The sequence below is a fragment of the Pseudonocardia sp. KRD291 genome, assembly GCF_019263595.1.
Lineage (GTDB): Bacteria > Actinomycetota > Actinomycetes > Mycobacteriales > Pseudonocardiaceae > Pseudonocardia.
This window is the reverse complement of sequence record NZ_JADQDD010000223.1, coordinates 1-10,611: the sequence shown is the minus strand read 5'-3', so window position 1 is coordinate 10,611 and position 10,611 is coordinate 1. Positions and strand designations below refer to the sequence as shown.

Below are 10,611 nucleotides of genomic sequence, written 5' to 3'. Positions count from 1 at the left end.
GGCCAGGCCCAGCACGATCCGGGCCGCGGACCAGCCGGGACCGCGCCCGCCGTCGCGGCCGGTCACCACCCGCACCAGCCCGCTGAGCGCGCGTTCGGCGTCCGAGCCGTACGGGGTGTCGGTGGCCAGGTAGGTCCAGGTCGTCGACGGCTCGGGCACCACCGCGTCCGGTTCCAGCGGGCCGTCCGGGTCCAGGGCGGCGAAGGCGTCCCCGGTGTCGCGGTCGACGTCGGTGGTGAGCGTCCTCAGCGCGTGCATCGCGTCCTGGTGGAACTCGTCGAGCGGGGACAGCCCAGTCATCCCGCGGGAGAGCCCGCGCAGGTGGATCCCCTCGCGCAGCTCGGCGACGACGGCCAGGTGCTCGCTCCAGCGCCGGTCCAGGTGGTGCAGCCGGATCAGCCGGGCGGCGCGGGTGACCGCGTCGGCGCCGTGCGCGGCGACCAGCGCCGCGTGCTGCCCGGGGTACCGCTCGGCGAGGTCGTCCGCGGCGAGCGCGGTCGTCAGAACCTGCTCGCGGTGCTCCAGGAGCCGGTCGCGCTGCTGGTCGAGCAGGTGGTGGTAGTTCCAGGTGGTGCGGTGCACCTGCAGCTCGTCGGCCTGCGCGACGCGCTGCGCGCGGTCCACCACGAGCCCGGCCTGCGGGTCGTGCGCCGACACCGGTGCCGATGCTCGTTCCGCGTCCGCTGCTCTCGGTCTCCCGTCGCCGAACCGCGTGAGGACGTCGTCGTCGAGAGCGACGAAGAACTCGCTGCTGCCCGGGTCGCCCTGGCGCCCGGCGCGCCCGCGCAGCTGGTCGTCGAGCCGACTGCTGGTGTGGCGCCCGTAGCCCAGGACGTGGAGCCCGCCGTCGGCGACGACCTGCTCGTGCGCCGGGCCGGTGCCGTCCACGCCGCCGAGCCGGATGTCGGTGCCGCGCCCGGCCATCTGGGTGGAGACGGTGACCCGGCCCGGCTCCCCGGCGCGGGCGACGACCGCGGCCTCGTCGCCGTCGTTACGGGCGTTGAGCACGGCCACGTCCACCCCGTGCCCGCGCAGCGCCGCGGCGAGATCCTCCGACGCGGCGACGTCGGGCGTGCCGACCAGCACCGGGCGCCCGCCCTCGTGCACCTGCAGGATCCGGGCGACGACGGCGTCGCGGCGCTGCGCGCCGGTGTCGGAGAAGCGGTCCGGCAGGTCGTCGCGCACGCACGGCCGGTGCGGAGCGACCACGGCGACCTCGAGGGCGTGGAACTCGCGCAGCTCCTCGGCGACCGCGACCGCGGTACCGGTCATCCCGGCGACCGTGCCGTAGCGCTCGACGAGGCCGCCGACCGTGGTCTGGTCGAGCACCTCACCGGTGGCGCTGGCCGCCAGCCCCTCCTTGGCCTCGACCGCGGCCTGGATCCCGTCCGGCCAGCGCTGGCGCATCGCCACCCGCCCGCGGGTGGGGTCGACGAGCTCGACGGCCCGGTCCCGGACGATGTAGTCGACGTCGCGGGACAGCAGGAACTCCGCGTGCAACGCGACGTGCACCGCGGCCAGCGTCGGGGCGTGCTCCTCGGTGTAGAGGTCGATCCCGCCGAGCGCGGCCTCGACCCGGTTCACGCCGCGGTCGGTGAGCTCGACGTTGCGCTGCTCGGCGTCGGTGCGCACGTCGGTGCCCAGGCGCAGGGTCGTGACCAGGTCGGTCAGCGCCCGGTCGAAGGCCGTCCCGGTCGCGCTGCCGGCCAGCACCAGCGGGACCCGGGCCTGGTCGATCAGCACCGAGTCGACCTCGTCGATGATCGCGACGTCCGGGCGCGGGAGGACCCGGTCGGCGACGTCGCGGACCAGCCGGTCGCGCAGCACGTCGAACCCGATCTCGGTCGCGGAGCCGAACACGACCGAGGTCGCGTAGGCGCTGCGGCGACGCTCCGCGGGGTGCGACTGCTCGATCCAGTCCCCGGACACGCCCCACAGATCGGTCAGCGGCGCGGTCCAGGTGCGGTCGCGGCGCGCCAGGTAGTCGTTCACCGACAGCACGTGCACGTGCCGGTCCTGCAGGGCGAACCCGGCCGCGGCGACCGCGCCGCACAGCGTCTTGCCCTCGCCGGTCGCCATCTGCACGACCAGCCCGTCGAGCAGGCCGAGCACGCCGTAGAGCTGCTCGTCGAACAGCCGGACCCCGCAGGTGCGCCGCACGGACTCCCGGGCGGCGGCGCAGAACTCCGTGCGCGCCTCGCCGCTGCGACGTCCGGTCATCGCCGGGGCGGAGCTCCGGGCCGCGTCCGCCAGCTCGGCGTCGGTGAGCCGGCGGAAGCGCTCCTCGGCCTCGCCCGCCGCCCGCACGGGACGACGGTGGTGGCCCAGATCCGCGGTGCCCGGACGCTGCAGGCCCCGCCGGACGCGGTCACGGATCACCGGACGAGCCTACGGCGCCGCGGCGGCGTCGCGTTCGACCGGCCACGTCGCCGGCGGGGGTGACCACGATCATCCACATCCACATTGCTAGCTTATATAACTAGCTGATGTAATTTCCCGGTGAGCAACACGGTGGCGTTCGACAACCCGCGGGACGCGAGCAGGGACGCGGACGATGTGATGGCGTTCGCGCTGGCCGTCGACCGGCTGAACCACGCGTTGCGCCGCGCGATGCCGCCGCTGCGCTGGGGCGCCTCCGGTTTCACGACGATGGACGCGCTGGCCCGCACCGGGCCCCGTCGGATCACCGAGCTGGCCGACGCCGAGCACGTGAGCCAGCCGGGGATGACCGGGCTGATCGGTCGCCTGGCCGCCGCCGGCCTGGTCGAGCGCAGCCGCGACCCGGACGACGGCCGGGCGACGCTGGTCGCGGTCACCGACGCGGGCCGGGAGTACCTGGACTCGGTGCACGACGAGCGCGCCCGCCTGCTGGCGCGGCGGGTCCGCGAGCTCACCGACGACGACCGGGCCGCCCTGTTCGGCGCGACGCCGGCCCTGGACGCACTGAGCACGACAGAGGCGACGAACGACGAGGGGGACGACGATGAGTAGCAGTCACGCCCACGGGCCGGCACCGAGCCCGTTCCGGCAGCCGAAGGCCGTGTGGGCGGTCGCGTTCGCCTGCGTGATCTCGTTCATGGGGATCGGTCTGGTGGACCCGATCCTGCCGTCGCTGTCCGGGCAGCTCGGCGCGAGCCACGCCGAGGTCGAGCTGCTGTTCACCAGCTACCTGGTGGTGACCGCGGTCGCGATGCTGGTGACCGGCTGGGTCTCGTCCCGGATCGGTGCCAAGAAGACGCTGATCGCCGGGCTGGCGCTGATCGTGGTGTTCGCGGCGCTGGCCGGGGCGGCGTCCGGGATCTGGGGGATCGTCGCGTTCCGGGCCGGCTGGGGGCTGGGCAACGCGCTGTTCATCGCGACCTCGCTGGCGGTGATCGTCGGCTCGGCCAGCGGCGGGTTCGCCGGGGCGATCGTGCTCTACGAGACCGCGCTCGGCCTCGGTATCGCGACCGGCCCGCTGGTCGGGGGCCTGCTGGGCAACGTGAGCTGGCGCGGCCCGTTCTTCGGGGTGTCGGTGCTGATGCTGGTCGCGCTCGTCGCGACCGTCGTGCTGCTGCCGAACACGCCGGCACCGGAACGGAAGGCGCGGCTGTCCGAACCGCTGACCGCGCTGCGCCACCGTGCGCTGGCGACCACCAGCGTCGTCGGGCTGCTCTACAACTGGGGCTTCTTCACCCTGCTCGGCTACGCGCCGTTCCTGATGGGCGGGCTGAACCCGATCGCGCTGGGCGGGGTGTTCTTCGGCTGGGGCATCCTGGTCGCGATCTTCGCCGTGTTCGGCGCGCCGTGGCTCAAGGACCGCTTCGGCACGCCCGCGACGCTCTACGGCGCGCTCGGCGGGATTGCGGTGCTGCTGGCCGTGATCGGCATCTTCGACACCGACCCGACCGTCGTGATCGTCGCGGTGATCCTGTCCGGGATCGCGGTCGGGCTGAACAACACGCTGGTCACCACCGCGGTCATGAGCATCGCACCGGTGGAGCGCCCGACCGCGGCGGCGACCTACGGGTTCGTCCGGTTCATCGGCGGCGGGCTCGCCCCGTTCGCGGCCGGCCTGCTGGCCGCGTCGTTCGGCGCGACCGTGCCGTTCGTGATCGCGGCCGTCGTCGTGGTGGCCGGGATCGCGCTGCTGACGACGATCCACCGGCCGCTCACCGAGGCCGACGCCGAGTCCGGGCAGCCCGGGCCGTCGCACGAGCGGGCCGACGCCGAGGCCGCCGTCGGGGAGGTCCCGGGCCTGCCGGGCGAGGCCGTCATCGCCGAGGACGCGCTGCGCCACGACCGCCGCTGAGCCGCCCGGGTGACCGGTCCGGGAACAGGAAACTCGATCACCATGCTTCCGGCGGAGGGGTCGGTCCGGGCACACTCTGCCGATGGTCCGCATCGTCAGCGCGCTGTGTGCCGTCGTCGCGCTCGTGCTGACCGGTTGCAGCGCAGGCGGGCCGGGCACCGGCACCGACCGGGCCACCGCGCCCGGTGAGACCGTCACGCTCGTGCTGGCGGACTCGTTCCCCGACAGCCACCCCATCTCCCGGGAGGGCGCCCGGTACTTCGTGCGGCGGGCGGGTGAGCTCTCCGGGGGCCGGCTCAGGTTCGACTACTACCCGTCCGAACAGCTCGGTGCGCCGCAGGACTTCAACGCGCTGACCCGGGCCGGCCTGGTGGACGTCGCGATGATCTCTCCGGGGTACGTGTCGTCGCAGCTGCCGCTCTCCGGCGTCGCCGACCTGCCCGGGATGAGCCCGGACGCCTGCAGCGGAGCGTCGGCCCTGGAGCCCCTGCTCGGCGAGAACGGCATCCTGACCCGCACCGACTTCGCGCCGGACGGGCTGCACCCGCTGCTGGTCGGAGTCGTGCCGGGATACGAGGTGTTCACCGGGAGCGGGCGGGAGGTCGCCCTGCCCGGGGACGTCGGTGGGCTGCAGCTGCGCTCGGCCGGCGGGACGATCGACCTCACCGTCTCCGCGCTGGGCTCCACCCCGGTGGCCATGCCGGCCACCGAGATGTACGAGGCGATCTCGCGCGGCACGGTGGACGGGACCGTGCTCGGGCCGCTCAGCGCCCTGCCCTACCGGCTCGACGAGGCGGCCACCAACGTCACCGAGGGCGCCCAGCTGGGCAGCTTCACCATCACCTACGCGATCGCCGAGCCACGCTGGGCCGGCTTGCCACCCGACCTGCGCGCGGCCCTGGCCACGGCGGGCCGGGAGACGACCCGGCACCTGTGCGCCGTCCTCGACCAGCGCACCGCGGCCGCGCGGGCCACCCTCGCCGAGGGCGGCGTGCGGTTCCACCGGCTCACGCCCGACGAGCGACGGGTCTGGGACGCGGCGCTGGCCCCGGTGCGCGGGCAGTGGGTCGAGGACATGGAGGCACTCGGCCTGCCCGGCCGGGCCGTGCTGGACGAGCTGGAACGCAGCAAGCGGGCCCGGACGGCGGGCGGGCCGTGAGCCCCGGGCGGTTCGAGCGCGGGCTGAGCCGGGTCGAGGACGTCCTGGCGGGGGTGGCCGCGCTCGCGCTGGCCGCGCTCGCCGCGCTGATGGTGCTGGGCGTGGTGCTGCGCTACGTGTTCGCCACCCCGCTGTCCTGGTCGCTGGCGTTCATCACCGACTACCTGATGACCGCGATCTTCTTCCTGGCCCTGCCGTGGACCGTCCGGACCGGGGCGCACGTGCGGATCGACGTCGTCTACCGCTCGTTGCCGGAGACGGGCCGGCGGGTGTGCGCCCTGCTCGGGGCCCTGCTGGCACCGTTCTTCGTCGCCGCGCTGGCCTGGGGCGGGTTGGCGCTGACCTGGTCGGCGGCCACCGGCGGGGACATCCCGCCGCCCGGTGGCGCGGAGCTGTCCTGGCCGGTGTGGACCTCGGCGGTGATGGTCCCGATCGGTGCGCTGGTGCTGCTGGTGCGCCTGCTGGTCGCGCTCTCCCGGACGGTGCGCGACCCGCTCGTCGACGACGGCGTGGACGAGCTCCCGCCCGAGGTGCGCGGCGGTGTCCCGGGCCCGGGGGTCGATCACGGGGTCGATCACGGGGTCGATCCCGGGACCGCGCACGGCGGGGTGCGCTGATGCTCGCCCTGCTCACCGTGGCGCTGCTGCTGGTACTGCTGCTGATCCGGGTCCCGGTCGGGTTCGCGATCGGTCTGGCCGGGATCGCCGGGCTGTTCGTGTACGGCGGGTTGCCGGCCGTGCTCGGGGTGATGGAGACCGCGCCGCAGACCTACGCCACGGCCTACTCGCTGTCGTCGATCCCGCTGTTCGTCCTGATGGCCCAGCTCGTGCTGCGCAGCGGTGTCGCCGGGGACCTGTTCGACGCCGCGCGCACGTGGGTCGGTCGCGCCCCGGCCGGGCTCGGCGTCGCCACGACCCTGTCCGGGGCGGTGTTCGCGGCGATCTCCGGGTCCAGCACCGCGGCCGCGGCGACGCTGGCCTCCACCGCGGTCCCGGAGATGACCCGGCGCGGCTACGACCGGCGCCTCGCCGGCGGGCTGGTGGCCGTCGTCGGCACGCTGGCCGCGATGGTGCCGCCGAGCATCATCCTCGTGTTCTACGCCGTGCTGGCGGAGGAGAGCGTCGGGCAGGTCCTGATCGCCGGGTTCGTGCCGGGCGCCCTCGTGGTGGTCGCACTGGTGATCACCACGCTGGTCCTGGTGCGCCGCCGTCCCGAGCTGGCGCCGCCCGGGGAGGCGAGCTCGCTGCGCACGAAGGTCGCCACGTTGACCACCGTCGGGCCGGTCGCGGTGCTGTTCGCGCTGGTCACCGGCAGTATCTACCTCGGCGTCGCCACCCCGACCGAGGCCGCGGCGCTCGGCGTCGCGGGGGCGCTGGTGATCGGGCTGGCACGGCGCGACGGGCTGGACCGCGCCCGCATCCGCGCCTCGCTGCTCGACACCCTCGGCTCCACCGCGATGATCCTGCTGATCATCGCGTCGGCGCACGTGTTCGGTTACGTGCTGACGCTGTCCCGGGTGACCACCACCGTCGTCGACGCCGTCGCCGCGATCCCGGCCGCGCCGGTGGTGATCTTCCTCGGGATCGCGGTGTTCTACCTCGTGCTGGGTGCGTTCATGGACCAGATGGCGATCCTCGCGCTCACCGTCCCGGTCGTGCTCCCGGTCGTCGAGCAGCTCGGCTACGACCCGGTGTGGTTCGGCGTGATGGTGGTGCTGTTGGCCGAGATCGGCCTGGTCTCGCCGCCGCTGGGACTCAACGTGTTCATCGTCGCCCGGGCCACCGGGATGCCCACCGAGCAGGTGTTCCGCGGTGTCCTGCCGTTCGTGGGGGCGATGCTGGCGTTGGTGCTGCTGTTCACGTTCGTCCCGGAGATCGTGCTGTGGCTGCCGCAGACGATGGGCAGCGGGTGACGGCGACGTCGGCCCGGCGGCCGGGCGACGCGCTCAGCCGACCAGCGCGGCGAACCGGTCCAGGTCGATGTTGCCGCCGGAGATCGTGACGCCGATCCGGGCCCCGGCGAAACGCTGCGGGTCGGCGGCGACGGCGGCGCGCATCCCGGCGAAGGCCAGGCAGCCGGTCGGCTCGGTCACGATCTTCATCCGGGACGCGAACATGCGCATCGCGGTGACCAGCTCGTCGTCGTCGACGGTGACGATGTCGGTGACCAGGTCGCGGATGATCGGGAACGTGCGGGTGCCCAGGTACGGGGTGGCGGCGCCGTCGGCGAGCGTGCGCGGGGTCTCGATCCGCACGATCCGCCCGGCGCGCAGCGACTGCAGCCCGTCGTCGCCTGCGCGCGGCTCGACGCCGTAGACGGCGCAGTCCGGCGCCAGGGCCTGCGCCGAGAGCAGCGAGCCCGACAGCAGCCCGCCCCCGCCCAGGCAGACGAACAGCGCGTCCAGCGGGCCGGTGTCCTCCAGCAGCTCCAGCACCGCGGTCCCCTGCCCGGCGATGACGTCGGGGTGGTCGTAGGGCGGGACCAGGGTCAGGCCGCGGTCGCGGGAGAGCCGGGTCGCGATCGCCTCGCGGTCCTCGGTGTAGCGGTCGTAGGCGACGACCTCGGCGCCGTAGCCGCGGGTCGCGGCCAGCTTGGCCGCGGGCGCGTCGGTGGGCATCACGATGGTGGCCGGCACGTGCAGGATCGACGCGGCCAGCGCGACGGCCTGGGCGTGGTTGCCGGAGGAGAACGCGACCACCCCGGCAGCCCGCTGCGCGTCGGGGAGCCGGGACAGCGTGTGGAACGCACCGCGGAACTTGAAGCTGCCCGAACGCTGCAGGTTCTCCGCCTTCACGAACACCTGCGCACCGACCTCGGCGTCGACCAGTCGGGAGGTCAGCACCGGTGTGCGGTGCGCGGCCTCACGGATCCGGCCGGCGGCGGCGCGCACGTCGTCGATGGTCGGGAGGTCGAGGGGATCGGCGGCGGTGGGCGCGGCGGTGCTCATGGGACCAGCCTCCGTCGCGACGTCGGCACGGCTCAACCCTTACCCGGGAACCGGCCGAACGGACGAACCGGTTACTCCACCGAGAAGGGAACCACTGCCCATACCGGACGTCTTGAGGAGTGAGGCTCCCACGCTCCGTCGCGACGGGCCCGGCCCGGACCCGTTCCGGTGATCGTTTGTGCGACCCGATCGAGAAATCTCGGAACGGTGCGTAACCGACGTCACAAATCGGGCGTTAAGGGTCTGAGGCTCCCCGCTCTCGTCCTTGGAAAGGACACACCACCATGCGCATCCGCACCCTGGCCGCGTCGGCCGTGCTCGCCGCCGCGCTCGGCCTTCCCCTCGCCGGCGTCGCGTTCGCCCAGAACGACAAGAACTGCGCCGACTTCGCCAGCCAGGCCGAGGCCCAGGCCACCTATGACGCGGACCCGAGCGACCCGAACCGCCTCGACGAGGACGACGACCAGGAGGCGTGCGAGAACTACGACGGGTACGCGGCGTCCGGGTCGACATCGAGCAGCAGCGGCGACGAGGGCAGTACCGAGCAGGTCTCGGCCAAGCCGGTCGGCGGCGTCGAGGCCGGTGACGGCCCGGTCTCCGGCACCGGGAGCGACCCGCTGCCGCTGGTCGCGGGGGCGATCGTCGCGGGCGGTGTCGGCGTCGTGGCCGTCCGCCGGGTCGCGCGCCGCCAGTCCTGACCACGTGAGTGCCCGGCCACGTCCCCCACGCCTGCGCCTCGCCCTGCGCGCGGCGGGGCTGGGGGCCGTGGCCTGCCTCGCGATCGTGGTCGTCGCCGACCCGGCCGACGCCCCGACCACCGACGCCCTGCGCTCCGCATCGGCGGCGACCGCCCGGTCGGTGGCCGAGCCACCCGCGGCCGCGGTCCTGCCGGAGTCGGCACCGACCCGGATCACGGTCCCCTCGGCCGGGATCGACGCCCCGATGATCGGGCTGGGCCTGCAGCCCGACGGCAGCATGGAGGTCCCCTCGGACGGCCCGACCAGCGGCTGGTTCACCGGCGGGCCCACCCCCGGCGAGCTCGGCCCCGCCGTCGTGGCGGCGCACGTGAACTGGCGCGGGCGGCCCGGTGCGTTCGCCGCACTGGAGACGGTGCGCCCCGGCGCCGAGATCCGCGTCGAGCGTTCCGACGGCGGCACCGCGGTGTTCGACGTCCGCCGCGTCACCCAGTACCCGAAGTCGGTGTTCCCGACCGACGAGGTCTACGGCGACCTCGACCACGCCGGCCTGCGCCTGATCACCTGTGGCGGCGAGTTCGACGGCGAGGCCCGCAGCTACCGGTCCAACGTCGTCGTCTTCGCCGACCTGAGGAGCTAGGCATGCCGGCAGGAACCCGGCTGTAACTCCCTAGCTGCGGCGCTTGGTCCGCCGGGTCGGGGTGGCCGCGCGCGGGTCGTCCGGCCAGGCGTGCCTGGGGTAGCGCCCGCGCAGCTCCGCCCGCACCTGCGGGTAGGCGTTGTCCCAGAACGACTCCAGGTCCGCGGTGACCGCGGCCGGTCGTCCGGCGGGGGAGAGCAGGTGCAGCACGACCGGCACCCGCCCGCCCGCGACGGCCGGTGAGGCGGTCCAGCCGAACACCTCCTGCACGCGCACCGGCAGCGCCGGAGCGTCACCGGAGTAGTCCAGCGCGACCTTCGACCCGGTCGGGACCTCGATCCGCTCCGGGGCCAGCTCGTCGATCCGCCCGGCCAGCCCGCCGGCGTGCGCGGCGACGAGCGCGCGCAGCGCGGCCCCGGCCTCGACCCGGGCCAGGTCGGCGCGGCGGCGGGCCGAGGCCAGCGGCCCGGCGAGCCATCCGGCCGGGTCGGCGGCGCCGGCGCGCAGCGACTCCTCGTCCACGGCGGGCCACGGGTCGCCGAGCACCCGGTGCAGGAAGTCCAGGCGCGCGTGCAGCGAGCGGGACCCGGCCGTCCAGTGCAGCAGCCCGGTGCCCTCGGTGCGGATGCCCTCGAGCAGCGCGGCGCGCACGGCGTCGCGGTCCGGGTCGGGGACGCGGCGCTCGCCGAGCACGAGCGCGCCGAGGCGTCGTACCCGCCGGGCGCGGACGTCGCCGCCCGACCACTCGACCTCGGTGGTCTCGGAGAGCAGCGCGGCGCCGGCGTGCTCGGCGAGGCCCTGGTCGGCGACGGCGGCGAGCCGCACCTGCCCGTGGATCTGGCCCGGGCGGCGGTCCGCGACGGCGACGGCGAGCCACTC

Annotated in this window: 10 protein-coding genes; 7 read left to right on the top strand and 3 right to left on the bottom strand. The window is 74.6% G+C overall.

What is annotated here, in order from left to right; all coding sequences use genetic code 11:
* Positions 1-2,379: accessory Sec system translocase SecA2 (gene secA2, locus I4I78_RS24315; RefSeq protein WP_218613804.1), on the bottom strand; the 2,379-nt coding region annotated here is incomplete at its 3' end.
* A gap of 120 nt (positions 2,380-2,499) precedes the next feature.
* Between secA2 and I4I78_RS24310 the strand changes: the two genes are divergently transcribed.
* The 5 genes from I4I78_RS24310 (at position 2,500) to I4I78_RS24290 (ending at position 7,362) form a co-directional block, all read left to right on the top strand.
* Entirely contained in the window at positions 2,500-2,991 is a 492-nt protein-coding gene (locus I4I78_RS24310; RefSeq protein WP_218613803.1) for a MarR family winged helix-turn-helix transcriptional regulator, read from the top strand.
* Positions 2,984-4,291 (top strand): MFS transporter, encoded by a 1,308-nt coding sequence (locus tag I4I78_RS24305; RefSeq protein WP_218613802.1) that lies wholly within the window; start codon positions 2,984-2,986, stop codon positions 4,289-4,291. The genes I4I78_RS24310 and I4I78_RS24305 overlap by 8 nt, the downstream gene beginning before the upstream one ends.
* Before the next feature lie 82 nt (positions 4,292-4,373).
* Positions 4,374-5,450: a TRAP transporter substrate-binding protein DctP gene (dctP, locus tag I4I78_RS24300; RefSeq protein WP_218613801.1), complete on the top strand. Its 1,077-nt coding sequence runs from the start codon at positions 4,374-4,376 to the stop codon at positions 5,448-5,450.
* Positions 5,447-6,067, top strand: a complete 621-nt coding sequence (locus tag I4I78_RS24295) for a TRAP transporter small permease (RefSeq protein WP_218613800.1) — start codon at positions 5,447-5,449, stop codon at positions 6,065-6,067. Before dctP ends, I4I78_RS24295 begins: the two co-directional genes overlap by 4 nt.
* Positions 6,067-7,362, top strand: coding sequence for a TRAP transporter large permease (locus tag I4I78_RS24290; RefSeq protein ID WP_218613799.1), 1,296 nt, complete (start codon positions 6,067-6,069; stop codon positions 7,360-7,362). Before I4I78_RS24295 ends, I4I78_RS24290 begins: the two co-directional genes overlap by 1 nt.
* Positions 7,363-7,395: 33 nt before the next feature.
* Here the strand turns inward: I4I78_RS24290 and I4I78_RS24285 are convergent, their stop codons facing one another.
* Positions 7,396-8,397, bottom strand: coding sequence for a threo-3-hydroxy-L-aspartate ammonia-lyase (locus I4I78_RS24285; protein ID WP_218613798.1), 1,002 nt, complete (start codon positions 8,395-8,397; stop codon positions 7,396-7,398).
* Between the two features lie 284 nt (positions 8,398-8,681).
* Here I4I78_RS24285 and I4I78_RS33015 point away from each other — a divergent pair, with 284 nt between their 5' ends.
* Positions 8,682-9,095, top strand: a complete 414-nt coding sequence (locus I4I78_RS33015) for a calcium-binding protein (protein WP_226380342.1) — start codon at positions 8,682-8,684, stop codon at positions 9,093-9,095.
* A gap of 4 nt (positions 9,096-9,099) precedes the next feature.
* Positions 9,100-9,732: a class F sortase gene (locus I4I78_RS24280; protein ID WP_308252323.1), complete on the top strand. Its 633-nt coding sequence runs from the start codon at positions 9,100-9,102 to the stop codon at positions 9,730-9,732.
* Positions 9,733-9,762: 30 nt separating this feature from the next.
* On the opposite strand, the gene I4I78_RS24275 is transcribed toward I4I78_RS24280, so the two are convergent.
* A partial coding sequence (locus I4I78_RS24275; protein ID WP_275958008.1) for an ATP-dependent helicase C-terminal domain-containing protein occupies positions 9,763-10,611 on the bottom strand: 849 nt, incomplete at its 5' end.

What these genes read in the sequence shown, in the direction of transcription:
- dctP (WP_218613801.1), top strand. Translation starts at nt 4,374, where the DNA reads ATGGTCCGCATCGTCAGCGCGCTGTGTGCCGTCGTCGCGCTCGTGCTG.
- I4I78_RS24290 (WP_218613799.1), top strand. Translation starts at nt 6,067, where the DNA reads ATGCTCGCCCTGCTCACCGTGGCGCTGCTGCTGGTACTGCTGCTGATC.
- I4I78_RS33015 (WP_226380342.1), top strand. Translation starts at nt 8,682, where the DNA reads ATGCGCATCCGCACCCTGGCCGCGTCGGCCGTGCTCGCCGCCGCGCTC.
- I4I78_RS24305 (WP_218613802.1), top strand. Translation starts at nt 2,984, where the DNA reads ATGAGTAGCAGTCACGCCCACGGGCCGGCACCGAGCCCGTTCCGGCAG.
- I4I78_RS24285 (WP_218613798.1), bottom strand. Translation starts at nt 8,397, where the DNA reads ATGAGCACCGCCGCGCCCACCGCCGCCGATCCCCTCGACCTCCCGACC.